Consider the following 24,357-nt stretch of genomic DNA (forward strand, 5'->3'; position numbering starts at 1 on the left):
CATAGCTAATCTAAATGAGGTTTGCCTAACCTAAACACGAGAGGGATCCGATGAATGCGTTGCGCGCTGTGGCCATGGGCGTGGCGGGAGCCGTACTGAGCCTGGGCATGGCCGCCTGCGGCTCGACCACCACCGCCGCGGACCAGCCAGCAGGGACGCAGTCGTCAGCGGCGGCGCCCTTCCGTGTGATCAAGCACGCCATGGGCGAGACGAAGATCCCCGCTCAGCCCAAGCGCGTCGTGGCGCTGGACCAGAGCTTCGTGGATGCCGTGCTCACGCTGGAGACCCCGGTCGTCGGCTACACCACCTACCGCTCCATCGACGACAAGCTGCCCGACTACCTCGGCGAGGTCGCCGCGAAGTACGGCAAGGAGGCCACGCCCGTCGGCACGCTGGAGCAGCCGAGCCTCGAGAAGATCATGGCGCTCAAGCCCGACCTGATCGTCTCGGCCAAGGTCAGGCACGAGGCCCTCTACGCGAAGCTGTCCCAGATCGCGCCCACGGTGTTCAGCGAGACCACCGGCGCGATCTGGAAGGAGAACATCCGCCTCATGGGCCAGGCGCTCGGCAAGGAGGACCTCGCCGACACCACGATCAAGACCTTCGAGGAGCGCGCCGCGAAGATCGGCGAGGAGATCAAGACGAAGGACGGCAAGCTGCCGACCGTCTCGGTCGTCCGCTTCGCCGGTGAGCCGACCACCCGCCTGTACGTCGAGAACTCCTACTCGGGGATCGTGCTGAAGGACGTCGGCTTCACGCGTCCCGCCAGTCAGCCGAAGGACCCGAAGGCGATCGCGGTCGACATCAGCCAGGAGCGCATCGCCGAGTTCGACGCCGACCACATCTTCGTCTCCACCTACGCCGACCCGGCGGCCGAGGAGCCGAAGAAGCAGTTCGTGAACAACCCCCTGTGGGGCAAGCTCAAGGGGCAGAAGCACGACGTGGCCGACATCACGTGGATGAGCGCGGTCGGCATCCAGGGCGCTCACTCGATCCTGGACGACCTGGCGAAGATGTTCGGGGTGGACCCGGCGCGCTCCGCCTGACCCCACCCGATCTTCTGTACGGCCCCGCGCCACGCACGGCGCGGGGCCGCCGCCGTACCGGGGGTCAGGACGACAGGAAGGCTCTGAAGGCGGTGAGATCCGGGTGGATGTCGATGCCCTGGGCGGCCAGCCACGCGTCGTCGCCGTAGGTGCCGCGGTAACGGTCGCCGCTGTCGCAGATGAGGGTGACGACGCTGCCCTGCTGGCCCGCCGCCCGCATCTCGGAGATGAGCTGGACGGCGGCCGCCACGTTCGTCCCCGTCGAGCCGCCCACGTCCCGGCCTGTGACCTGCCGCACCCATCGCATGGCGGCGATCGAGGCGGCGTCGGGCACTCTGATCATCCTGTCGATCACGCCGGGCAGGAACGACGGCTCGACGCGCGGCCGTCCGATGCCCTCGATGCGCGAGCCCTGCCCGCCCTGCTCCTCACCCGACGTCCACGACGGGTAGAACGCCGAGCCCTCGGGGTCGACGACCGCCAGTCGCGTGCTGTAACGGCGGTAGCGGATGTAACGGCCGATGGTGGCGGAGGTGCCGCCGGTGCCGGCGCCGACCACGATCCACTCGGGCTCGGGATAGGGCTCCATCGACATCTGCGCGTAGATCGACTCGGCGATGTTGTTGTTGCCGCGCCAGTCGGTGGCCCGCTCGGCGTAGGTGAACTGGTCCATGAAGTGGCCGCCGGTCTCGGTGGCGATCCTGTTCGACTCCTCGTAGATCGAGGAGGGGTCGTCCACCAGATGGCACTTGCCGCCGTAGAACTCGATGAGCGAGATCTTCTCCGGCGAGGTCGTCGCGGGCATCACCGCGACGAACGGCAGGCCGACGAGCCTGGCGAAGTAGGCCTCGCTGACCGCTGTGGAGCCGCTGGAGGCCTCGACGATCGTGGTGAGGGGGCCGATCCAGCCGTTGGCCAGGCCGTACAGGAAGAGCGAGCGGGCCAGCCGGTGCTTGAGTGAACCGGTGGGGTGCACCGACTCGTCTTTCAGATAGAGGTTTACCCCCCAGTGCGGGGGAAGCGGGAACACATGGAGGTGAGTGTCAGAGCTGCGGTTGGTGTCGGCTTCCACCTTCCGGATGGCCTCAGCGACCCAGCGCCGGGCTCGACTGTCGTGACGATCCAGGTATTCCATGCGCCATACGCTATCTCATGTGACTCTGCACACAGTTAGGGTGCAATTGAGTAAAGAGTGTTACGCTAATGAGACTTGTCCGGCCGTGGACGTGATGGTGCACGCCGCGAGCATACGGACCGATTGGCCCCCTGACCAGGTAAAACTCCTAACGCCACCCTTACGCGGGGTTTGCGAGGATGGTTACGCCTGGGCGTTCGACAGGCAACCGGGGGGAGAGCACGGAGGGGGATGTACATGATCACTATGACCGAAGAGCAGCGTCAGGACTGGTTCGAGCGCGACGTCGTGCCCGTGACCTCGCAGCTGTTCGCCTCCGCGATGCGCCTTACCAGGAACACCGCAGACGCCGAGGACCTCGTGCAGGAGACGGTGGCGAAGGCGTACACGTCGTACCACCAGTTCCGCGAGGGCACCAACCTCAAGGCCTGGCTGCACCGGATCCTGACGAACAACTTCATCAACGACTATCGCAAGAAGCAGCGCTCCCCGAAGCTCTCGGCCGCTGAGGAGATCGAGGACTGGCAGTTGCACGCGGCCGAGTCGCACATGTCCAGCGGCCTGAAGTCCGCTGAGACCGAGGCGCTTGAGCGGCTGCCCGACAGCGCGGTGATGAACGCGCTGCGTGCCCTGCCCGAGGACTTCCGCGTCGCCGTCTATCTGGCCGACGTCGAGGGCTTCGCCTACAAGGAGATCGCCGAGCGGATGGGCACCCCCATTGGCACCGTGATGTCCAGGCTGCACCGCGGCCGCCGCCAGTTGCGCGGCATGCTGGAGGAGTACGCCCGCGAGGAGGGCACCCTCCGCCTGCCGGAGCAGCGCGTCGCCGCCTAGGCCGCCCCTGACCGCCTACGCGACGGCTATCAACGCCACCGCGCCGAGCGCGAAGGCGACCCCCGCGACCTGCACCGCGTGCAGCCGCTCGCCGAGCACGTAGCGGGCGAGCACGAGGGTGCTGGCGGGGTAGAGCGAGACCAGCACGGCGACCAGGCTGAGCATGCCGTGCTGCTGGGCCAGCAGGAAGAGCACGTTGGCCGCCATGTCGAGCACACCGGCCGCCGCGATGATGCCCAGCGCGCCCGCGCCCGGCCGCAGCGAGCGGCGGGTGAGGACCGCCACGAGAACCACCATGGTCACCGAGGCGAGTCTCGCGCCGACCAGCGGCCACAGCCCGCTCTCGTCGGGCGCCTGGGCGAGCAGGATGAAGAACCCGCCGAATCCCGCGCCGGCCGCGAGCGCCGCGATGATGGACGAGGCGGAGGAACGCTGCTCCTTCGCGGGGCTCCTGCTCACCAGCAGCACCGACAGCAGGGCCAGGACGACGCCCACCAGCGCCATGGCCTCGGGTCGCTCGCCGCCGGCCAGCCCGAACAGCACGGGCAGCGCAGCCGAGGTGACCGCCGTCGTGGGCGCCACGACCGACATGACGCCGGTGGCCAGCGCCCGGTAGAAGAGCACGAGGCCCGCCGCGCCCGCCACTCCCGCGCCGAGACCCCAACTGATCGCTCCCTCGGAGAAGGCGCCCGGCAGGAAGGGCGGCATCGCGAGAATGAGTGCGAGGCCGGCGATCTGCGACAGCGTCACGACAGAGAGCACGCGGGATCGTCGGGTCGCCAGACCGCCGCAGAAGTCCGCCGTCCCGTAAACGATCGCGCATGCCGTGGCCAGAATCACCGCTGTCATCCGTCCAGTACAACACATTGCCAAGAGTGTTCACTACACTGGACTGCATGGATCCTGAGACGATCACCGCGGCGATCGCCACCAACGTCAGAGCCCAGCGCGCCCACCGCGGCCTGACGCTCGACGCGCTCGCCGCCAGGTCGGGGGTGAGCCGCGGCATGCTCGTCCAGGTCGAGCAGGGAAGGACCAACCCCAGCATCACGACGCTCGTGCGGATCGCCGACGCCCTCGGCGTCAGCGTCGCCAGGCTCGTCGAGGTCTCCGAGACCCCGCTGGTGCGGGTCGTGCCCCCCGGCGACATCGTCACCTTCCGGCAAGGAGAGGGCTCGGCGCGGCTGCTGGTCGGCACGGACGCCCCCGCCATCCTGGAGCTGTGGGACTGGCGGCTGGCCCCAGGCGAGCACCACGACGGCGACGCGCACCCGCCCGGCACCCGCGAGATGCTCACGGTCCTCCAGGGAGAGCTGACCCTCACCGTGTACGGCAAGAGCCACGTCGTCCAGGTCGACGGCGCCGTCGTCCTCACCGCCGACCGGCCGCACCGCTACGCCAACCAGGGCGAGGAGGAGCTGAGGTTCGTCATGGTCGTCAGCGAGCCGCGAGAGACGCCCGACCAATAGCGGCGAACCGCCCCCATGGAACGGTCCGCGGTTTCATGATTACCGTATGTGTTTCGCGTTGGAGGCACTCGATCGCCCCCAAGCTGGGTACATCCCCCTTGTGCGACACGTCCTCGACAGGGGGTTGCGCGTTGACTGAGTCCCGCGCGGCGATCGAGAAGCTTCACGCGGAGCTGACGGGCCTGGGTGTGACCAGTGCCTACGAGGTGGGTGACGACGCCACTCTCTCGGTATGGATAGGGCTTGTCGTGCGGTATCACGATGGGTTCTACCGATGGCAAGAGAGCTCGGTGAAACGTCGGCATTTGGGTACGGATCCCGTTGGATGTGCCATCAGAGTGGCGCGTCGCTACACGGAACTTCAGGCTGATGTTCCAGTCTGGTGGCAAGACCTGGCGAAGGGGCTTCGGGGGGGCTCGGTCCAGGACTATCCGTGATGTGATCCCCCGAGCCGCTTTCGGGGGGAAGCATGCGGGTGTGGTCGGGGTTGCTGGCCTTGGTGCTGGTGGCCGGATGTGGCGCGCCCGCTGCGGTCGAGCCCGTCGACGTCGTGCGGCTCAGTGCCAGGGCTCCGGCCCGCGTCGACGCCGCCGCGCTGGCCAGGTCCCTGGCGGCCGTCCAGCCCGGCTGGCCGCGACCCTCGCTCACGGCCGACTGCAGGAAGGTCAAGTGCGTGGCGCTGACCTTCGACGACGGCCCGGGTGACTACACGCAGTGGCTGCTCGACGAGCTCGACGACCTCGGTGTCAAGGCGACGTTCTTCGTCGTCGGGCAGATGGTGGCCGCCGACAGGCATCACACCCTGCCCCGCATGGTCGCCGAGGGGCACGAGCTCGGCAACCACTCGTGGAGCCACGCCGAGCTGCCCAGGCTGTCGGACGTGGGGATCGCGAGGGAGCTCGGGCGGACCCAGGAGCTGGTGCAGAAGATCACCGGCGTGCGGATGGGGGTGATGCGCCCGCCGTACGGGTCGACGAACGCCAGGGTCGCGGCGGAGTCCCGCAGGCTGGGGCTGGCCCAGATCCTCTGGAGCGTCGACACCCTCGACTGGCGTGACCGCGTCGCCACGATAGTGGCCAGGCGCGCCAGCCGGGCCACGAGGGGGTCGATCGTGCTGATGCACGACATCCACCGCACCACGGTCGAGGCGGTGCCCCACCTGGTCGACGCCCTCTCCGACAAGGGCTATCGGTTCGTCACCGTCTCCGAGCTGTACGGCAAGCCGCCCGCTCCCGGCAGAAAGTACACCGAACTATGACAAGCGGCTACGACTTCGAAGGGCCCACGATCCAGCTGGGCGTGCTCATGGCCGACGGCGAGCCACAGCCGGGCTCGCCCATCGGCATGCCGCTGCGGATGTTCAACAGGCACGGCCTGGTGGCGGGCGCGACCGGCACGGGCAAGACCAAGACGCTGCAGGTGATGGCCGAGCAACTGTCGGCCCAGGGCGTGCCCGTCTTCCTCTCCGACATCAAGGGCGACCTGTCGGGGATGGCCTCGCCAGGCCGGCCGTCGGAGGGGCTGCTGAAACGGGCGCAGGGGATCGGGCAGGGCTGGTCGGGCGCCGCGTGCCCGGTGGAGTTCTACGCGCTGGGCGGGATCGGCGAGGGGGTGCCGCTGCGCGCCACCATGACCGCGTTCGGCCCCACGCTGCTGTCCAAGGTCCTCGACCTCAACGACACCCAGGAGTCGTCGCTCGGCCTGATCTTCCACTTCGCCGACACCAACGGGCTTCCGCTGCTGGACATGAAGGACCTGCGGGCGGTCATCCAGTACCTCATCGACACCCCCGAGGCGCTGAAGGGCGTCGGCGGGCTGTCGAAGCAGACGGCGGGGGTGATCCTGCGGGCGCTGACCAACCTGTCGTCCGAGGGCGCCGACCAGTTCTTCGGCGAGCCCGAGTTCGACACCCACGACCTCCTGCGGGTCACCTCCGACGGCAGGGGAGTGGTCTCCGTACTGGAGCTGCCCGCCGTACAGGACAGGCCCGCGATGTTCTCCACGTTCCTGATGTGGCTGCTGGCCGACCTGTTCGGCGACCTGCCCGAGGTCGGCGACCCCGACAAGCCGAAGCTGGTGTTCTTCTTCGACGAGGCGCACCTGCTGTTCACCGACGCCTCCAAGCCGTTCCTGCGCTCGATCACCCAGACCGTGCGCCTGATCAGGTCGAAGGGCATCGGTGTCTTCTTCGTCACGCAGACGCCGAAGGACGTGCCCGCCGACGTGCTGGCCCAGCTCGGGGCGAGGGTCCAGCACGCGCTGCGCGCCTTCACCCCGCAGGACGCCAAGGCGCTGAAGGCCACGGTCTCCACCTTCCCCCACTCCGACTACGACCTGGAGGAGCTGCTCACCCAGCTCGGCATCGGCGAGGCGGTCGTGACAGTGCTGTCGGACAAGGGCGTGCCGACGCCCGTCGCGTGGACGAGGCTGCTCGCGCCGCGCTCGCTGATGGCGCCGTCGGACCCCGCCGTGGTGCGCGGGAGCGTGTCGGCCTCTCCGCTGTTGCCCAGGTACGGCCAGTCCATCGACAGGCAGTCCGCCTACGAGCTGCTGGCCGCCAGGATGGCCCCGCCGCCTTCCGTTCCGGCCCCCACGCCCGCTCCCGCCGAGCCCTCTCCCGGCGGGGAGCCCACGGTGCTGGAGGCGGTGCTCGGGTCGTCGATCTTCAAGTCGTTCGCGCGGTCCGCCGCCAGCTCGCTGGGCAGGGAGATCAGCCGCTCGATCTTCGGTACGGCCAGACGGCGGCGCTGAGTGTCGGTGCCGCATGGCACTCTGTGAGCATGGGATTCACCGGCTTCCCCGACGAGGCCTTCGTCTTCTACGAGGGCCTCGAGGCTGACAACAGCAAGGTCTACTTCTCTCGCCACAAGGAGCTCTACGAGGAGGCGGTCAGGGCGCCCATGCTCGCCCTGACCGAGGAGCTCGGCGCCGAGTTCGGCCTCGCCCAGCTGTTCAGGCCGCACCGCGACGTCCGCTTCGCCAAGGACAAGTCGCCGTACAAGACGCATCAGGGCGCCTTCGTCGACGTCATGCCGGGCATCGGCCTCTACGTTCAGCTCGACGCCTCCGGCCTCTACACGGCCGGCGGCTTCTACACCACGGCCGCCGACCAGGTGGCCCGCTACCGCGCGGCCGTCGACGAGGACGTGTCGGGCAAGCCGCTGCAGCGCATCGCCGACGGGCTGACCGCGGCGGGCTACGTCGCCGGGGGAGACAGGCTCAAGACCAGGCCGCGAGGGGTGCCCGAGGACCACCCGCGCATCGAGCTGCTGCGCCATCGCTCCCTCTACTTCGGGCGGCGCTTCGAGCCCGAGCCGTGGGTGCACACCGAGGAGGTCGCCGACCGGGTCCGCGCCACCTGGCGCGACTACGCGCCGCTGGTCGACTGGCTCTGCGCCCACGTCAGGGGCAGCGAGCTGCCGCGCCGCTGACCCGTGTGCCTTCTCCTGGTCCGCGGGCTCCCTGGTCTACGGGCGGGGCCGCGCACCGCGCGTGGTCGCGCCACAGGTGGGCCAGGGGCAGCACGGTGACGACCGCCCGGCGCGACCATGTGTTCGCCGAGGAGGGCAGGCTCATCCGAAATCCTGAAGCGTGGAGTGCCCGGGCTGCGGCCCTGGGGAGGAAACGCGGCACGATGCCACACCTTCCGTTCGAACAAACACGCGATATCTAGCTGATCGTTCGGTAGGATGCGAGACGTGGCGCAGAGCGTGAAGCGGGCGTTCAAGTACCGCTTCTACCCGACCCCCGAGCAAGCCTCTGAGCTTGCCCGGACGTTCGGCTGCGCCCGCCTCGTCTACAACAAGGCGCTGGAGGAGCGCACCCGCGCCTACACCCAGCAAGGGCGCCGGATCTCCTACGTGGAGTCGTCGGCCGCGCTGACGCAGTGGAAACGCACCGCCGAACTCGCGTTCCTGAACGCGGTGTCCTCGGTCCCGCTCCAGCAGGCGCTGCGTCACCTGCAGGCTGCCTTCGCGAACTTCTTCGCCAAGCGGGCCAGATACCCGGCGTTCAAGTCCCGCAAGAAGTCGCGGTTGTCGGCGGAGTACACCCGCTCGGCGTTCACCTTCCGCGATGGGCGGCTCACCCTGGCGAAGATGGACGGGCCGCTGGACATCGTGTGGTCGCGTCCGCTGCCGGAGGGCGTCGAGCCGTCCACGGTGACGGTGTCGAAGGACGCGGCGGGCCGCTGGTTCGTGTCCATCCTCTGCCAGGACGCGATCCGGCCGCTTGATCCGGTGGCGCGGTCGGTCGGGGTGGACGCGGGCATCACCGCCCTGGTGACGCTGTCGACCGGAGAGAAGGTCGTCAACCCGAAGCATGAGCGGGCCGACCGGCGCAAGCTGGCCAGGGCGCAACGGGCGCTGGCCCGCAAGGACAAGGGCAGCAGCAACCGGGCCAAGGCCCGGCGGGAGGTGGCCCGGGTGTATGCCCGGATCGCCGACCGGCGCCGCGACTACCTGCACAAGGTCACCACACGGCTTGTTCGCGAGAACCAAGTGATCGCCGTGGAAGACCTGACAGTCCATAACATGGTCAAGAACCATCGCCTGGCGCGCGCCATCTCGGATGCGAGCTGGCGCGAGCTGCGCGGCATGCTGGAGTACAAGACGGCCTGGTATGGGCGGGAACTCGTGGTCGTGGACCGGTGGTTTCCCTCCTCCAAGCTGTGCTCGGCGTGCGGAGCCCTGCAAGACACGATGCCGTTGAACGTCCGAACGTGGGAGTGTGCCTGCGGCGCGTCCCATGACCGGGATGTGAACGCGGCCAAGAACATCCTCGCGGCCGGGCTGGCCGAGAGGTGAAACGCCTGTGGAGCTGATGTAAGACCTCAAGGGGAGACCTCCTCGGCGGGCGATCGGCAGTGAAGCAGGAAACCCAACCCGCGAGGGTTGGAGTCCCCCGGCTTCAGCCGTGGGGAGGAGGTCAAGGACCGCTCTGGCTGGTGGCGGAGTCGCCCTTGAGTATGCGGTCCACGGTCTGACCAGCGGCCGAGGTGGCGGCGGTGGTGCCGGCGGCGATCACGACGGCGAGCAGCGGGGTGGCGAGGCTGCGGATGCTGCGGACGTTGCGCACCCTGGCCCACGGCTCGCCGGCCGTGAACATGATCCGCCACTCCCAGTAGAGGCCGAGGCCGATGAAGACCAGCGCGCCCTGGCCCACGACGATCGCGACCACCTGCAGCTTGTCGACGGCGCTGATGTCGGGGTCGACGAGCGAGGGGATGTAGGCCGACAGCTCGGTGATCAGTGCCACGCTCATCACGTAGAGCGCCGTGGTGACCGGCTGCGTGCCGCGCAGGCGGGGATAGAAGTACCCGTAGAAGAACCCGAAGGCGGGCAGCGTGAACATGAACCGCGCGTCGAACACCCAGCTGGTCAGCTCGGGGCCGTCGGGCCAGCCGTAGATGAGCGCCAAGGGCAGCGAGAGCAGCAGGGCGACCACGAAGGCCGCCAGGCCGTTCTGCCATGGCGAGCAGCCGGCCGAGGTGGCGAAGGCGGTCTCGGTGTGCGGCGGGTCGAGGGTGAGGGCGCGGTCGAGTTCGAGGCGCTGGCGCTCGAAGTCCTCCATCGTGAGCTCGCCCGACCCCAGCTTGCCCCTGCTCAGCCGGTAGAGCTCCTGCTCGGAGCCGTGCAGCACTCGCCGGTGCAGCGCGTGCCTGATCAGCTCGCGGTGTTCGGCGCGGGAGGTGGGCTCGACGATCTCGGCGCGCGGACCCGAGAGCAGCCAGGTGGCCGCGGCCCACGCCACCAGCGAGGTGATGGCGAGTGAGGGCAGCGGCAGATCGATCGCGGTGGAGTCGGGGTCGGTGCGCGGAGTGAGGTAGAGCACCATCAGGCAGACGATCACCGTGGCCACGACAGCGGGGTTGGCCATGGCGTCGAGCGTCGCCCCCAGCCGCCGCAGCCTCAGCACGAGCAGCGCGAACGTCAGCAGCAGCAGGCCGAGCACGCCGCGCGTGACCTCGTTGAGCGGCTGCCCGAACACCAGCGGAGGCGGCGTCTTCGCGGCGATCTGGTCGGGCTGGACGCTCCACGAGCCCGCGTCGAGCCATTCGGTCGGCCAGCCGAGCAGCAGCAGGCTGCCCAGCACCGCCACCACGATCGCGACGCGTGACCACGAACGGGTGGCGACCGCGATCCCGGCGATCGGGATCAGCGACCAGCACAGCGCGAGCACCAGCCGGACGCTGTCGGGAGGGAAGAAGCCGCCGCTCATCAGCGCCCGCACCCACAGCGCCAGCGCCAGCGCGGCCACGGCGACGCCCGCCGTCACCGTGGCCAGCCTGGCCACCAGGACGGCGATGCCGAGGTCGGTGCCGAACGCCACGGCGGAACCCGCCGCCGCCAGCGCGGCCGTGACCGTGCCCACGCCCAGCGTGACCGGCGGCACCTGTCCCTGGACCCACGACCAGAACAGCATGCCGCTGGCCACGAGCACGCCGATGCCCGTGACGAGTAAGGCGTCCTTCGAGGTCCACGGCGGTCTGGCGGGCACGATCCTGCGCGCGTGGCGCAGCGCGAGCACGGGCACGGCGCCGAACAGGATGACAGGCCCCAGGTACGGCATGCGCGCCAGCAGCATGGCGAGCAGCAGCGCCCCCACGCACAGGATCAGCCCGATCGCCAGCTCACGGTTGGGCGTCCGCCGCCACCAGGAGGGGCCGAGCGCCCTGACGAGGAAGACGGTCAGTGCGATCGCGGTGAAGACGCTGAGCACAGGTGTCCACGAGAACAGGTCCGTCTGCTCGGCGTCGGGTCTGCCGTAGGACTCGTGGGCCAGCCGGACCGACACGGGCGCGGTGAAGGCGGTGAACGCCAGCCGCCCCGCCTGCTCCTTCTCGGGCGTCACCCGCTCTACCCTGATCACCGTCCACGCGGGCGCGATCAGCGTGATCTCGCGCGCGGACGCCGCTCCCTGCTCGGTCGGCGGCACGAACTCCAGCTCCGGCAGCGCGTCGTCGGCGACCTGGCGCAGCATCGTGATCGTGAAGCGCACGGTGGTCCGCGGGCCCGAGGTGGTGAGCACGGGGGCGAGCCTGCTGGTGGGCGCGAGGACGGCCGAGTCGCCGTCGGCCTTCACCGCGCCGAGCCTGCGGTCGGTGAAGCTCTGGATCTCGTCGGGGAAGGGCCCCTCGGACCTGAGGAGCGTGGCCAGCAGGTCGGTGCGGTCCAGCACGAGGCGGTGGACCACGGTGATCTTCAACTGTCTGGCGCGCTCGTCGAGCCTTCCCTGCGGCACTGCCGCCAGGTCGGCGGCGGTCGCGTCGGCGATCGTGACCTCGGTGGTCACCTCGGGAGGGGTTCGGGGGGAGTGTTCCTGCGCGCCGTACACCTGGAGCAAGGACGGCGCGGGGGGCGCAGGGGTCGGGTCCGAGTGGGTGACGGGCTTCGCCACGACCACGCACCAGACGATGGCTCCCACGGAGATCGCAGCGAGCGCGTACGCGACGATCTTCCTCAGGCGTCCCACAACCAGCATGATCCACGCCGGTCGGTAACGGAGTGATTACCTCAGCGCACCAGCAGGAGCACGATGGCGACGAAGACGAGCCAGGCGGCGAGATATGTCAGATTCGTCCGGAACGTCACAACACCCATGACGGCACCTCCTTTCACCGCCCAGCATCTCCGCCCGCGGTTAGGGAGTGGTTGTGCCTGACTTGCGGCCTGCCTCCCAGAAACGCGAAGACCCCGGCCCTTCCATGGTAGGCCGGGGTCCTCGGAGAACCGCTACAAGACCCTGGCCGCGCCTTCGGGCGGGCCGGCCGGGGGTCTCGGGGGGAGGGACGTCAGTTGGCTCGCTTGGCGCGGGCGGCGGCGCGCCCGCGGGTGGCGGCGTCGAGGACGACCTTCCTGATGCGCACGGTCTCCGGCGTGATCTCCACGCACTCGTCCTCGCGGATGAACTCCAGCGCCTGCTCCAGCGACAGCACCCGCGGCGGGATCAGCGTCTCGGTGACGTCGGCCGTGGAGGAGCGCATGTTGGTGAGCTTCTTCTCCTTGGTGATGTTGACGTCCATGTCGTCGGAGCGGGAGTTCTCGCCGACGATCATGCCCTCGTACACCTCGGTGGTCGGCGAGACGAACAGGATGCCGCGCTCCTGCAGGTTCGTCATCGCGAACGCGGTCACCGGGCCCGAACGGTCGGCGACCAGCGAGCCGTTGTTACGGGTGCGCAGCTCGCCGAACCACGGCTCGTAGGCCTCGAAGACGTGGTGGACCAGGCCGGTGCCGCGTGTCTCGGTGAGGAACTCGGTGCGGAAACCGATCAGGCCGCGCGCCGGCACCACGAACTCCATCCGGATCCAGCCGGTGCCGTGGTTGGTCATGTGCTCCATGCGGCCCTTGCGGACGGCCAGCAGCTGCGTGACCGCGCCGAGGTACTCCTCGGGGCAGTCGACGGTCAGGCGCTCGACCGGCTCGTGGATCTTGCCGTCGATGGTCTTGGTGACGACCTGCGGCTTGCCGACGGTCAGCTCGTAGCCCTCGCGGCGCATCTGCTCGACCAGGATGGCCAGCGCCAGCTCGCCACGGCCCTGGACCTCCCAGGCGTCGGGCCGGTCGGTGGGGAGCACGCGCAGCGACACGTTGCCGACGAGCTCCTTGTCGAGGCGGTCCTTCACCATGCGGGCGGTGACCTTCGAACCCTTCACCTTGCCCACGAGCGGGCTGGTGTTGGTGCCGATCGTCATCGAGATCGCGGGCTCGTCCACCGTGATCAGCGGCAGCGGGCGCGGGTCGTCGGGGTCGGCGAGGGTCTCACCGATCATGATCTCCGGGATGCCGGCGATCGCGATGATGTCGCCGGGGCCCGCCTCCTCGGCGGGCTTGCGCTCCAGGGCGTCGGTCATGAGGAGCTCGGTGATCTTGACGCGCTGGATGGAGCCGTCGGTCCTGCACCAGGCGACCTGCTGGCCCTTCTTCATCGTGCCCTGGTGGATGCGGCAGAGCGCGATCCTGCCCAGGTAGGAGGAGGCGTCGAGGTTGGTGACGTGGGCCTGCAGAGGCGCGCTCGGGTCGTAGGTCGGCGCGGGGATCGTGCGCTTGATCACATCGAACAGCGGCTCGAGGTCCTCGGAGTCGGGCATGCCGCCGTCGTCGGGACGCTCCAGCGAGGCCCGGCCGGCCTTCGCGGAGGCGTAGACGATCGGGAAGTCGATCTGCTCCTCGGTCGCGTCGAGGTCCATGAACAGCTCGTAGACCTCGTCGACGACCTCCTTGATGCGGGCGTCGGGGCGGTCGACCTTGTTGATGCACAGGATGACGGGCATCTTCGCGGCGAACGCCTTGCGCAGCACGAACCTCGTCTGCGGCAGCGGACCCTCGGAGGCGTCCACCAGCAGGACCACGCCGTCGACCATCGACAGGCCGCGCTCGACCTCGCCGCCGAAGTCGGCGTGGCCAGGCGTGTCGATGATGTTGAGGGTCATGTCGCCGTGCTTGACCGCGGTGTTCTTGGCGAGAATGGTGATGCCCTTCTCGCGCTCGAGGTCGTTGGAGTCCATGACACGGTCATCGACGTCCTGGTTGGCGCGGAAGGCTCCGGACTGCCAGAGCATGGCATCCACGAGAGTGGTCTTGCCGTGGTCGACGTGCGCGATGATCGCGATGTTCCGCAGGTCGTCGCGGCTGTTCAAAGGCATGATGAGGTCTCACTCTGTGTTCGTGGAGGCTGGCCGCGGGACGATGCGGCGCCACCAGTTTAGTTGATCCCGTTACCACCCTTGGTGCAGTGGGCACGACAGGGCAGACTTCACCCTGTGTCCTCCCACTTGCGGCATGTCCGACGCCTGCTCGACGAGGGGCGTTTCCCTTGGGCACACGCCTACGTCGACCGGCTGATCTCCGACTCGCCCCATGACCCCGAGCCGTGGCTGCTGCGGGCGCTGATCCTCGACCGCCAGGGCCGCCCGAACGGGGAGGCGGTACGGCGGGCCGAAGAACTGGGTGGCGACTACTCAACGCTGAAGGCCCACGTATCTGTTCCTGGGGACGGCCGCCGGCCGTGGTGGGACGGATGGGCCGCCGAGATCGCGACGCTGGTCGTGCTCGGCGGGCTGGTGGCGCCGATGGTGTGGCTGGGCGTTCCGCTGCGCTCGGCGGGGCCGGGGGACTGGGCCCTGTTCGTGTACCTCGCCGTCATCCTGGTGCTGCACGGGAGCACCTGGTGGGGCGGGGTCCGGCGGGAGCGGCTGAGCGTTCGTGCGGTCGTGCGGTCGCGCCGAGCGGCCTCCAGGGTCTTCTACGCCGGGCTGGACGACGCGGGCCTGCGCCGCCACGTGGGCGGTCCGGCCAGATTCCTGTGCGTGGCTGCGCTGATCGGCGCCATGGGGTACGGATGGCCGCCGATCGGGGACAGGCCCCTGGTCCTGCGGCTCAGCGTGATCGTCGTCGGCGTGACGGTGTCGGTGATCGCGTGGCAGGCCGTGGGCGCCGGCCCCCTGCGGCGGGCGCTGCGGGTGAGCTGGATCGTGTCGCTGAACGCCGTGCTGGCCGTGGTCTGGCTGGCGGTGTCGCTCTTCGCGCCCGGGTGGGACGCGGGGCCGTACCTGCTGGTGTGGGCGCTGGTCGGGTGGCTGCCTCCGCTGATCGCGCGGGTCATGGCCCTCCTGAGTTGAGGAACGGCACCAGGTGGCGGCGGGCGAAGGCGCGCGCCTGGTCGTCGGTCTCCAGCGGGATGGCCGACGACGGCGTCAGCAGGAACGACAGAGAGACCCTGACGAACATCTCCGCGATCGCCTCCGCGTCGGGCGAGTCGAGGTGGGCGGCGACGAACTCCCTGGCCACCGCCAGGTAGGGGGCCGCACCCGTCGTCAGGTGCGGCAGGATCGTCTCCGGCTCGGTGACCAGCAGCCGGGCCAGCAGCGAGTGGCCGCGCACCACGCGCAGGGTCACGGCGAACCCCTCGACCACCTGCTCGGCGGCCGTCGGCAGCGGCGCGACCGCGCGTTCGAAGTCGCGCAGGAACCGCCGCAGCTCCCTCAGCATGACGCCGTGGACGAGGTCGTTCTTGCGGGCGAAGCGCCGGTAGACGGTGATCCGCGCCAGGCCCGCCTGTCTGGCGACGTCGTCCACGGTGGTCCTGCGCACCCCGAAGGCCAGAAACCGCTCGTAGGCGGCGTCGAGGATGCGCTCGTTCGCCGAGTCGGAGCCGTCGTCGTCGCGCAGGAGCTCCATCAGCGTCATGGGACAACGATAGGAGTCTTGTATCACCACGTCCCGACTAAGTGATCCTGACCTGGGCATTGCCATGGTGTGATCGATGAGGCGCCGGTGCCCCCACCGCGACAGCAGGTTGGTCTCGTGGGAACAGGTCGAATCCTCGGAGACAACGCTCGATGTGCGCAAAGATGGGACCGCGCCGCTGCTTGTCTCCGGACCGCTTGTGTAGCCCAGTGATCGCGTGCACACTCGCGGTGACGACTGCTCCGAATACCCCGGTTGAAGGCATGACATCGCATAACCTCCCGGTTGAACCGAATCGTTTCGTCGGTCGCGCGCGTGACGTCGATGAGCTGTGCGGCCTGCTTCGAGATCAGCGCCTGGTCACGCTCTGCGGCGTGGGCGGCATCGGAAAGACGCGCCTCGCGCTGCGCGTGGCGGCCAGGGTCGTGCCCGACTTCCCCGACGGGGTATGGCTGGTCGAGCTGGCCAGGATCACCAGCGCCGACCTGGTGGCGCACGAGATCGCCAACGTGCTCGGGGTGCGCGAGGAGCGCTCGAGGCCGTCGCTCGACGGCCTGCTCGTCCGGCTGCGCGGCGCCGGCGCCCTGCTGCTCCTCGACAACTGCGAGCAGGTCGTCGAGCGCTGCGCCGAGCTCGTGTCCCGGCTCCTGGCAGGCTGCCCCGACCTGCGGATCCTCCTCACGACCAGGGAGGCCCTGCGCATCCCCGGCGAGCTGGTGTGGCGGGTGCCGCCCCTCGACCTGCCGGACGCCCGCCATCCCGACGCCGAGGCCGTGCTGCTGTTCACCGACCGGGCGCTGGCCGCGGGCACCAAGCTGACCGGCGGCGACTTCGACGACGTGGCCAGGCTGTGCGTGGCGCTCGACGGGCTGCCGCTGGCGCTGGAGCTGGCCGCCGCCCGCACCAGGATGCTCAGCCCCGCGCAGATAGCCGAGCGGATCGGCGACCGCTTCAGGCTCCTGACCAGCGGCGACCGTACGGCGCCCGCCAGGCAGCGGACGCTGCTCGCCACCGTGGAGTGGAGCCACGACCTGCTCACCCCCAAGGAGCGGGTGCTGCTGCGGCGGCTCTCGGTCTTCGCCGGGCACTTCGACCTCGACCTGGTCGAGCAGGTGTGCGCCGATGACAGGCTCCTGCCCGCCGAGGAGATGCTCGACCTGCTCGGCGGCCTGGTGGACAAGTCGTTGCTGCTGGCCGACGGAGGGCGCTACCGCCTGCTGGAGACCATCAAGCAGTTCGCGGTCGAGCGCCTGCGCGACGAGGACGAGCTCACCTGGTTCCGCGACCGCCACCTGCTGGTGATCTGTGAGGTGCAGGCGCGCTGCTTCGAGTCGGGCCTGGCGACGCCTCGGGCGCCGTGGCCCGAGCGCCTGCCGTACTTCGTCAGGGGCAGGGGCCTGATCGACGACTGCAGAGCGGCCGTCGACTGGGCGGTCGAGTCGGGCAACGCCCTGCTGGGGCTGCGGCTGGCCTACGTGGCCTCGGCGATGCTGGCCGTTCACGGGGAGATCGCCGAGGGCGTCGAGTGGTTCGAGCGGCTGCTGCGGCTCGACCTGACGGGCGTGCCGCCCGACGTGGTCGCGCTCAGCAAGGGCGCGCTCGCCTACGGGCTGGAGGCGAGGGACGACCTGGCGGGCTGCGAGCGGGTGGTCACCGACGCGCTCAAGGAGCAGGAGAAGGTCCCGCACAGCCTCGGCAAGGGCGTCACGCTGAACGTGGCGGGCGTGCTGCTGCTGCGCACCGGCCAGTTCGACCGGGCGGAGCGGCACTTCGAGCAGGTCGTGGCGACCACCAGGGAGCACGACGACACCTTCAACAGGGTCATCGCGCACTCGTGCCTCGCGGTCCTCGCGGGCGTCAGGGGACAGCTGCGCCTGGCCCAGCGGCACGCGAGCGAGGCGCTGGCGATCGCCAAGGAGAACGGCCACCCGTGGCATGTCGCGATGGCGACCAGCCAGCTGGCGGCGGTGGCCGAGTGGCGCGGCGACACCGAGGCGGCGGTGACGCACTACCGGGAGGCCGCCTCGATCTTCGACGACCTCGACAACAGAGTCGAGATGGAGCGCTGCCTGGTCATGGTCGCCAAGGTCGCGATCGGCCGCGGCGACCACGCCATGGCCAAGGGCCTGCTGGCCGAATGCCTGGAGCTGGCGCAGCGAACAGGTCAGCGCCTCGGCATGGCGCGCGTGCTGCGGGTGCTGTCGAGGCTGGCAGACGTCGAGGGTGACCTCGCGGGGGCCGTGCTCTCCTCGGGCGCGGCGACCGCGCTGGCAGAGGAGATGGGCGAGCCCGCCGTCTCTGGCCGGATCGAGGAGCTGCTCGCCCGCGCCCGCGACAAGCTCGGCGAGGGCCGTACGGCCTTGCAGTGGTCGAGGGGCAGGGAGCTCGACCCGGTCGAGGTGGCGCGCCTGGTGCTGGCGGGCAAGGGGGAGAACGGGCGGCTGCCGACCCCCGCCGTGGCCGAGGTGCCGCACCCCGTGCTGACCGCCCGCGAGCAGGAGATCGCAGGGCTGCTCACCCGCGGCCTGTCGAACAGGGCCATCGCCGACGAGCTGGTCATCAGCCCCGCCACCGTCGCCAGGCACATCGCCAACATCATGGAGAAGCTCGGCTTCACCTCGCGCTCGCAGATCGCCCTCTGGGCCGTCGAGCACGACCTGGGTTCTGCATAACGGTCTGCATATTACGCCCCATGTGCGGGCGAAGCGCGCTCCCTAGCCTGATCGCATGAGCACAGAAGACCTGCTCCGGAGCCGTGGGCTGCGCCCTGGCGACCGGGTGGTCGTCTGCCTGCCCCGGGGAGCGGATCTCAGCGCGGCAGTGGACGGCGCGATCGCCGTGGGAGCCATCGTCACGGTGCTGCCCGCCGGCTTAGAAGTGGACGAATACATCAGGGCGAGCGCCGCGCGCATCATGATCTCCGACTCGGACGACGCCATCAAGGCCGCTGAGGACTCCCGTATCAGGCAGGTCATCGGGAGCGCGGAACTCCAGGGACCTTAGGCTCGATCCATGCCTTTCGCCACCAACTTCCCTGTCGTGCTCAGAACCGCCGACGGCGTGCGGATCGACGCCGCCCACACCCCTTCACGAGGCAGAGGCGACCTGGGCATCGTGGTGGCGCACGGCTTCACGGGGTCGTGGAGGGAGCGCACCGCCCGGGGGATCGCCCACGTGCTGAGCGCGTTCGGCGGCGTGATGGCCTTCGACTTCCGCGGACACGGCCGCTCCGGCGGCGAGACCACGGTGGGCGACCTGGAGGTGCTCGACATCGAGGCGGCCGTACGGCACGCGCGGGTCGTCGGCTACTCGTCGGTGGCGGTGGTCGGCTTCTCCATGGGGGCGGCGGTGGCCATCCGGCACGCGGGCCTGCACCACGGCGTGGACGCGGTGGCCGCGGTCAGCGGCCCCGCCCGCTGGTACTACCGGGGCACCAAGCCGATGCGCCAGGTGCACTGGGCGATCGAGCGGCCGTTCGGCAGGTGGGCGGCGCGGGTGGCCAAGCGCACCAGGATCGCGCGCGGTCAGTGGGACCCGGTCCCGATGCCGCCCTACGAGGCCGCCGCGCTCATCTCTCCGACGCCCCTGCTGGTCGTGCACGGCGACGCCGACGCCTTCTTCCCGCTGGAGCACGCCCACCAGATCTTCGACGGCGCCCGCGAGCCCAAGGAGCTGTGGATCGAGCGCGCGTACGGGCATGCCGAGACCGCCGCCACGCCCGAACTCATCCGCCGCATCGGGAAATGGATCACCCTGAACACGTCACAGAGATAGATCGAACCTTTTCGGTGTTAAAGGCGTCTACCTATGACGTAAGGAAGGAACCCGCCGGGGGATTGCCAACGGTGCCATCAGCCGTTAAGGCGGTAGACGCGGGACATACTTCTGTAGCCGGGTGAACGCCCAGCGTCGCGGGGGCGCGCTGGGTGCCGCTCGGCACCCTGCCCCGGTACGGCATGCCGTACCGGGGCAGTCGCTGTCAGCCGAGCCGCGAGATGGTCTTGTACTCCAGGTAGGCGGACAGGCCCTCGGGGCCGAGTTCGCGGCCGACGCCGCTGGCCTTGTAGCCGCCGAAGGGCACGTTGGCCTCCAGCATGAAGCAGTTGACGCCGTAGGTGCCGGTGCGGACCTGGCGGGCGATGTCCATGCCGTGCTCGGTGTCGGCCGTCCACACCGTGCCCGCCAGACCGTAGTCGCTGTCGTTGGCGATGCGGACGGCCTCCGCCTCGTCCTCGTAGGGGATCACGGCCAGGACGGGGCCGAAGATCTCCTCGCGGGCGATGCGCATGTCGTTGTGGACGCCGGAGAAGACGGTGGGCGCCACGTACCAGCCCCTGTCGAGCGGCCGGTCGAGGCCGCCGACGACGACCTTCGCGCCCTCGTCCATGCCGATCTTGATGTAGCCCTCGACCCTTTCCTGCTGGCGCTTGGCGACCAGCGGGCCGATGCCGGTGGTGGGGTCGGCGGGGTCGCCGACCGCCTGCGAGGTGACCATGCCCGCCACAGCCTCGACGACCTCGTCGTAACGGCGGTGGGAGGCGAGGATGCGGGTCTGGGCCACGCAGGCCTGGCCGTTGTTCATGAGCGAGGCGATGGCGAGCATGCCCATGCTGGCGCCGAGGTCGGCGTCGTCGAGCACGATCGCCGCCGACTTGCCACCCAGCTCCAGGCTGCAGCGTTTGAGCTGCTCGCCGCAGATCGAGGCGATGCGGCGGCCCGCGGCGGTGGACCCGGTGAAGGCGACCTTGTCCACGCCGGGGTGGGAGACCAGGTGCTCGCCGGCCTCGCGACCCCCGGGGACGATGTTGAGCACGCCGCCGGGAATGCCCGCTTCCTGCACCATCTCGGCCAGCAGGTAGGCGTCGAGCGGTGTCTCGGGCGCGGGCTTGAGCACGATCGTGCATCCGGCGAGCAGAGCGGGGGCGATCTTCGTCATGGAGACGAACTGCGGGACGTTCCACGGCACGACGGCCGCGACCACGCCGACGGGCTCCCTGCGCACGGTCGAGGGACCGAACAGGCCAGGGCGCTCCTCCTCCTGCTGGAACGTCCTGCCGTACTCGGCGTAGTACTGGAGCATGCCGAGCGGCTGGGGGACCTGGGCGAGCTGGGAGAAGGTGATCGGCGAGCCCATCTCCTCGGTGATGATGGCCGCCATCTCGCCCTGACGGGCGGCGTAGATGTCGGCGAGCCTGCCGATGGCCTCGGCCCGCTCGCCGAAGCTGAGCCGGGGCCACGGGCCGTGGTCGAAGGCCTCGCGGGCGGCGGCCACCGCGCGGTCCATGTCGGCGGGCGTCCCGTCCGGAACCGTGCCGACGACCTGCTCGGTGTGGGGGTTGATGACCTCGATGACGCCGGTGCCCGCCGGGGCCACCCATTCGCCCCCGATGAACAGCGTGTCGTGCTGGCGCATGTCGTGACCCTTCTCGTTTGACCGAGTGCTTGCTTCCTTGGGAGACCGAATCATGTTCTGTGCAGGCACGCAAGAGGGGTACGGCTCGCGGGAGCCGTACCCCTCTCATGCTCTAGCGAGGATCGCCGAGCAGGTGGGCCAGCGACCGCTTCACGAGGTCGGTGCGCTGTGCCTGTGTGGTGACACCTTCGACGCCGAACCCGAGCAGAACGGTGTCCTTGGTGACGATGCCGCCGCCCTCATCGAAGATCTTGTCGGTGCGGCCCCAGTTGTTGAGCAGCGGGCCCGAGCCGGGCGGAGGGCCGCCCGCGGTCCAGCCGCCGAGGTCGGCCTCGAAGGAGGTCTCCTCCGCGACCGCGCCGTCGAGCGTGACCTTCGCGTCGTCGAGGAAGACGCCGGCCTGGTGGGTGCTCCAGTCGGTGATGGACGACAGCGAGACCTCGACCTTCTTGCCCGCGTAGGGGGTCAGGTCGATCTTCCACTGCTGCCAGCCCGCCGAGTTGCCGGTGGCCGCGTGCCATGCGCCGCTGCTGCCGGTCGGCTCGCAGTTCGGCCCCTGGTAGTGGGTCGTGAACGGGTGGATCTCCCTCCAATGCTGCCCGTTGGGCGTGTTGCAACTCGACCCCGTGGACTGGGTGGTGTGCCCGTTCGCGTCGGGCAGCGTCGTCCAGTCGTCCTGGCCGACGGTGTGCGCCTCGATGGTGAAGAAGTCCCAGTCCGCCTCGGTGTCGAGGGAGGCCCAGAAGGTCAGGTCCCCACCGCTCTTGCCGGTCAGGTCGATCGTCTTGGTCAGGCGCTTCCACGAGGCGTCGGCGATGCCGCTCTGCACGTCCCACGCCCCGGTGTGCGGGTCGAACGGCCCGCCCGGCCTGTCCCACGTGATGCCCGCCCTGCTCTCGAACTGCGGGAACGTGTCCACGGGCAGGATCGCGGAGGTGGCCACCCACGAGTTGTTGTGGTCCTGGTTGTCGGCCGAGTCGCCGCCGTTCAGCGTGCCGGTGAAGCCGCTGAAGGCGCCCACGGTGCCCTTGAGCCCGAAGGGCTCATGGGTCTGCTGGCTGGTGCCGCCGTTGTCGAACCAGATGTAGGCGCCCAGCCAGTACTGCTGGAAGTCGTTGTTGGCCTCGAAGCACGGCGGGGCCGCGGCGACCACGCACTCGCCCAGCGCGGCGTCGGGCTGGAAGAAGAAGCCTTGGTTGGCGTTGCGCGCGTAGTGGGCGTACTTGCCCGCCGACAGCAGCTTGCCGCCGTCGTTGAGATAGTCGCGCACCGCGATCTCGGTCTCGACGCTGTACCTGGCGAGGGTGCCGGGCACCTGCTCAGGCGAGCGCGGGTTGATGTCGTCGCCGGTCTCCCACACGACCGCCTTGTAGTGGCTGAGCACGCCCAGCGGGTGCGGCGCCTTCCGGCCGTTCTTGTCGATGTCGTAGACGTCGGAGGTGTGGCCGGCCTCGGAGATCGCCTTGGCGTAGTCGTCGACGTACTTCGACTCGGTGACGCCCTGCGCGGGGCTGATGCCCGTGACGTCCTCGGCCGCCAGGATCAGCACCTTGCCGCCGATGTCGTCGGCCACCTTGTAGGTGAAGTCGGCGCTCTTCTTGGTCAGCGACCTGAACCAGACCTTGACGCTGTCACCCGGCTTGGTGCCGGTGATCTTGCCGCGGAGCTGGTGGTAGTAGACGTTGTAGCCCTTGCCGTACCGCTCGCCGCCCTTCCACTCGTTGGTCAGCGCCGTCCTGACGTGCCCGCCGTTGACCTGGTACTGCACGACCACGGGGCCCAGCTTGCGCTTGGCGTTGACCTGCACGACCTGGTCGGTGCCGTGGCTGATCTCGAAGTCGTCGACCACGAAGTCGGGCGTCTTGTTGCCCAGGTGGGTGACCGGCTCGACCGGGTTGACCGTCGACTTCGCGATGTCGAGGGCGAAGGGGAGGTTCTTCTCGAACTCGGCCTGGACCAGCGCCTCGTCGTCGGGGAAGACGAAGCCGCAGCCGTCACAGCCCTCGTTCAGCTCCGGCGTCCACGAGAGCGTGCCGTACTCGCCGTGCGCGCGGTCGTTGGTGTCGCCGTTGGTGATGTACAGCTCTCCGGCGGCGAGTCCCGGGTTGAACCCGGGGACGGCCGGATTGGCGTCGGTGCCGCTGAGCGCCTCGTAGACCGGGTTGTCCGCGCTCGCGGTGTACATCTGCCAGCCCAACGGGTACAGCAGCAGCGGGCCGAAGGAATGGTAGTTGAGCTGCAGCTTGAACTTGATCCGGCGCAGCAGCCCGTCCATCGCCCTGGTCTCGGGCTCGCTGGCGGCGGCCGTTCCCCGGTACGTCTCGCTGCTGGGGACGCTGGAGGCGCCCTCCTCGTCGTAGTGGAAGTTCGTCGGGAAGTTGCGGTTGGGGTCGACGCCGTCACCGCTGGCGATCTGTCCGTCACCGTTGTTGTCACGCAGGTTCTTGCGCCACAGGCGGTTGCCCTCGGTGAAGGTGAAGTCGTAGCCGTCGGGGTTGGCGACGGGCACGAACCACAGCTCGGTCGTGTTGAGCAGGCCCGCCAGCGCGCCCTTGTTGGCGACCACGTACTTCAACAGCCGCATGTCGACCTCGGCCGCGATCCACTCGCGGGCGTGCTGGGTGGCGGAGTAGAGGGCGGCGGGCTTGGCGCCGTCACGCAGGATCCTGGCGTGCTTGGTCACCTTGACGGCCAGGATGTCCTGGCCCTTGATCGTCTTGCCGATCGACTGCAGCTTGACGATGTCCTTGTTGGCGTCGGCGATGGCCTTGAGCTGGTCGGCGATGCCGCCCTGCTGGGAGTAGCTACGCCAGACCGTGTAACCGTCCGCCGACTGGGCCTTGGCGGCCTCGAGCTGGGTCTGGCCCTGCGGGTTGCGCACGGGCTCGGGCTTGTGCCCGAGCTTGCCGATCTTGACTAGGTCGTCGCGGTCGGCGGTGAACTCGATGTGCTCCTTGCCCGCGACGGCCTGCTTCTGCACGACGTCGAAGCCGTCCTCGGCGAGGGCCTGCCCGGTGCCCGGCGGACCTTCCAACTGGTAGAGCTCGATCCGGTCGGCCTGGGGTAAGGCGGGGTCCTCCGATGCGACGGCCTGCCCCGCCACGAGGGAGGTGGCGAGACAGGCGATCGCGGCTGTGACGAGGGTGAAAGTACGAGACAAGTTCTGCCCCTTTGCAGAAAACGGAATGCTCGCAATGTCACCCGCCACGGAGGGCTCGGCAAGACCCAACTGTTGGCCCGCTTTCCGACAAAGTGGTAGATAGTTCGCCAA

General features: G+C 69.4%; 18 protein-coding genes. 11 read left to right on the top strand and 7 right to left on the bottom strand.

The features are described 5' to 3' along the window. Nucleotides 1-50: 50 nt before the first annotated feature. Nucleotides 51-1,046: an iron-siderophore ABC transporter substrate-binding protein gene (locus AB0B45_RS06885; protein WP_358126504.1), complete on the top strand. Its 996-nt coding sequence runs from the start codon at nt 51-53 to the stop codon at nt 1,044-1,046. Between the two features lie 64 nt (nt 1,047-1,110). Here AB0B45_RS06885 and AB0B45_RS06890 read toward each other — a convergent pair whose 3' ends face one another. Beyond that, on the bottom strand, nt 1,111-2,181 hold the full coding sequence (locus tag AB0B45_RS06890) for a PLP-dependent cysteine synthase family protein (protein ID WP_358126507.1): 1,071 nt from the start codon (nt 2,179-2,181) through the stop codon (nt 1,111-1,113). A gap of 237 nt (nt 2,182-2,418) precedes the next feature. On the opposite strand from AB0B45_RS06890, the gene AB0B45_RS06895 reads away from it, so the two are divergent. Next, the gene (locus tag AB0B45_RS06895; RefSeq protein WP_358126509.1) at nt 2,419-3,015 is read left to right on the top strand and encodes a sigma-70 family RNA polymerase sigma factor; all 597 of its coding nucleotides are present in this window, start codon (nt 2,419-2,421) and stop codon (nt 3,013-3,015) included. 15 nt (nt 3,016-3,030) lie between these two features. Here AB0B45_RS06895 and AB0B45_RS06900 read toward each other — a convergent pair whose 3' ends face one another. Then, nucleotides 3,031-3,864, bottom strand: a complete 834-nt coding sequence (locus tag AB0B45_RS06900) for an EamA family transporter (protein ID WP_358126511.1) — start codon at nt 3,862-3,864, stop codon at nt 3,031-3,033. A 47-nt stretch (nt 3,865-3,911) separates the two neighbouring features. Between AB0B45_RS06900 and AB0B45_RS06905 the strand changes: the two genes are divergently transcribed. From AB0B45_RS06905 to AB0B45_RS06925, 5 genes are all read left to right on the top strand, one after another. After that, nucleotides 3,912-4,484: an XRE family transcriptional regulator gene (locus AB0B45_RS06905; protein WP_358126514.1), complete on the top strand. Its 573-nt coding sequence runs from the start codon at nt 3,912-3,914 to the stop codon at nt 4,482-4,484. A 469-nt stretch (nt 4,485-4,953) separates the two neighbouring features. Beyond that, nucleotides 4,954-5,742, top strand: a complete 789-nt coding sequence (locus AB0B45_RS06910) for a polysaccharide deacetylase family protein (protein ID WP_358126518.1) — start codon at nt 4,954-4,956, stop codon at nt 5,740-5,742. After that, nucleotides 5,739-7,235 carry a helicase HerA-like domain-containing protein gene (locus tag AB0B45_RS06915; protein WP_358126521.1) on the top strand — a complete coding sequence of 499 codons (1,497 nt, stop codon included), beginning with the start codon at nt 5,739-5,741 and terminating at the stop codon, nt 7,233-7,235. Before AB0B45_RS06910 ends, AB0B45_RS06915 begins: the two co-directional genes overlap by 4 nt. Nucleotides 7,236-7,264: 29 nt before the next feature. Further along, on the top strand, nt 7,265-7,915 hold the full coding sequence (locus AB0B45_RS06920) for a DUF2461 domain-containing protein (protein WP_358126524.1): 651 nt from the start codon (nt 7,265-7,267) through the stop codon (nt 7,913-7,915). 267 nt (nt 7,916-8,182) lie between these two features. Then, nucleotides 8,183-9,289 (top strand): RNA-guided endonuclease TnpB family protein, encoded by a 1,107-nt coding sequence (locus tag AB0B45_RS06925; RefSeq protein WP_358126526.1) that lies wholly within the window; start codon nt 8,183-8,185, stop codon nt 9,287-9,289. Nucleotides 9,290-9,410: 121 nt separating this feature from the next. Here the strand turns inward: AB0B45_RS06925 and AB0B45_RS06930 are convergent, their stop codons facing one another. Further along, complete coding sequence (locus AB0B45_RS06930) at nt 9,411-11,957, bottom strand: hypothetical protein (RefSeq protein ID WP_358126529.1); 2,547 nt, start codon at nt 11,955-11,957, stop codon at nt 9,411-9,413. Nucleotides 11,958-12,276: 319 nt separating this feature from the next. Next, nucleotides 12,277-14,130, bottom strand: a complete 1,854-nt coding sequence (gene typA / locus AB0B45_RS06935) for a translational GTPase TypA (protein ID WP_358126532.1) — start codon at nt 14,128-14,130, stop codon at nt 12,277-12,279. A 117-nt stretch (nt 14,131-14,247) separates the two neighbouring features. Here typA and AB0B45_RS06940 point away from each other — a divergent pair, with 117 nt between their 5' ends. After that, nucleotides 14,248-15,105, top strand: coding sequence for a hypothetical protein (locus tag AB0B45_RS06940; protein ID WP_358126535.1), 858 nt, complete (start codon nt 14,248-14,250; stop codon nt 15,103-15,105). Here the strand turns inward: AB0B45_RS06940 and AB0B45_RS06945 are convergent. Then, nucleotides 15,086-15,673: a TetR family transcriptional regulator gene (locus AB0B45_RS06945; RefSeq protein ID WP_358126537.1), complete on the bottom strand. Its 588-nt coding sequence runs from the start codon at nt 15,671-15,673 to the stop codon at nt 15,086-15,088. The two genes, AB0B45_RS06940 and AB0B45_RS06945, sit on opposite strands and share 20 nt — an antisense overlap. A gap of 374 nt (nt 15,674-16,047) precedes the next feature. Between AB0B45_RS06945 and AB0B45_RS06950 the strand changes: the two genes are divergently transcribed. From AB0B45_RS06950 to AB0B45_RS06960, 3 genes are read left to right on the top strand one after another with little or no spacing between them, the layout of a single operon-like run. Beyond that, entirely contained in the window at nt 16,048-18,345 is a 2,298-nt protein-coding gene (locus tag AB0B45_RS06950; RefSeq protein WP_358126540.1) for a LuxR C-terminal-related transcriptional regulator, read from the top strand. Between the two features lie 55 nt (nt 18,346-18,400). Next, nucleotides 18,401-18,676, top strand: coding sequence for an AMP-binding protein (locus AB0B45_RS06955; protein WP_358126543.1), 276 nt, complete (start codon nt 18,401-18,403; stop codon nt 18,674-18,676). 9 nt (nt 18,677-18,685) lie between these two features. Further along, entirely contained in the window at nt 18,686-19,447 is a 762-nt protein-coding gene (locus tag AB0B45_RS06960; RefSeq protein ID WP_358126546.1) for an alpha/beta fold hydrolase, read from the top strand. Between the two features lie 205 nt (nt 19,448-19,652). On the opposite strand, the gene AB0B45_RS06965 is transcribed toward AB0B45_RS06960, so the two are convergent. Further along, the gene (locus AB0B45_RS06965) at nt 19,653-21,086 is read right to left on the bottom strand and encodes an aldehyde dehydrogenase (protein ID WP_358126549.1); all 1,434 of its coding nucleotides are present in this window, start codon (nt 21,084-21,086) and stop codon (nt 19,653-19,655) included. Nucleotides 21,087-21,198: 112 nt separating this feature from the next. Continuing rightward, nucleotides 21,199-24,246 (bottom strand): M14 family zinc carboxypeptidase, encoded by a 3,048-nt coding sequence (locus AB0B45_RS06970; protein ID WP_358126553.1) that lies wholly within the window; start codon nt 24,244-24,246, stop codon nt 21,199-21,201. Nucleotides 24,247-24,357: the final 111 nt, after the last annotated feature.

It is taken from the genome of Nonomuraea sp. NPDC049152, assembly GCF_040648355.1.
Taxonomy (GTDB): Bacteria; Actinomycetota; Actinomycetes; order Streptosporangiales; family Streptosporangiaceae; genus Nonomuraea.

Bases quoted from the DNA above. Each gene is read 5' to 3' on its own strand.
- AB0B45_RS06910 (WP_358126518.1), top strand. From the start codon at position 4,954: ATGCGGGTGTGGTCGGGGTTGCTGGCCTTGGTGCTGGTGGCCGGATGT.
- AB0B45_RS06905 (WP_358126514.1), top strand. From the start codon at position 3,912: ATGGATCCTGAGACGATCACCGCGGCGATCGCCACCAACGTCAGAGCC.
- AB0B45_RS06920 (WP_358126524.1), top strand. From the start codon at position 7,265: ATGGGATTCACCGGCTTCCCCGACGAGGCCTTCGTCTTCTACGAGGGC.
- AB0B45_RS06895 (WP_358126509.1), top strand. From the start codon at position 2,419: ATGATCACTATGACCGAAGAGCAGCGTCAGGACTGGTTCGAGCGCGAC.
- AB0B45_RS06915 (WP_358126521.1), top strand. From the start codon at position 5,739: ATGACAAGCGGCTACGACTTCGAAGGGCCCACGATCCAGCTGGGCGTG.
- AB0B45_RS06960 (WP_358126546.1), top strand. From the start codon at position 18,686: ATGCCTTTCGCCACCAACTTCCCTGTCGTGCTCAGAACCGCCGACGGC.
- typA (WP_358126532.1), bottom strand. From the start codon at position 14,130: ATGCCTTTGAACAGCCGCGACGACCTGCGGAACATCGCGATCATCGCG.
- AB0B45_RS06955 (WP_358126543.1), top strand. From the start codon at position 18,401: ATGAGCACAGAAGACCTGCTCCGGAGCCGTGGGCTGCGCCCTGGCGAC.
- AB0B45_RS06965 (WP_358126549.1), bottom strand. From the start codon at position 21,086: ATGCGCCAGCACGACACGCTGTTCATCGGGGGCGAATGGGTGGCCCCG.
- AB0B45_RS06890 (WP_358126507.1), bottom strand. From the start codon at position 2,181: ATGGAATACCTGGATCGTCACGACAGTCGAGCCCGGCGCTGGGTCGCT.
- AB0B45_RS06900 (WP_358126511.1), bottom strand. From the start codon at position 3,864: ATGACAGCGGTGATTCTGGCCACGGCATGCGCGATCGTTTACGGGACG.
- AB0B45_RS06885 (WP_358126504.1), top strand. From the start codon at position 51: ATGAATGCGTTGCGCGCTGTGGCCATGGGCGTGGCGGGAGCCGTACTG.
- AB0B45_RS06945 (WP_358126537.1), bottom strand. From the start codon at position 15,673: ATGACGCTGATGGAGCTCCTGCGCGACGACGACGGCTCCGACTCGGCG.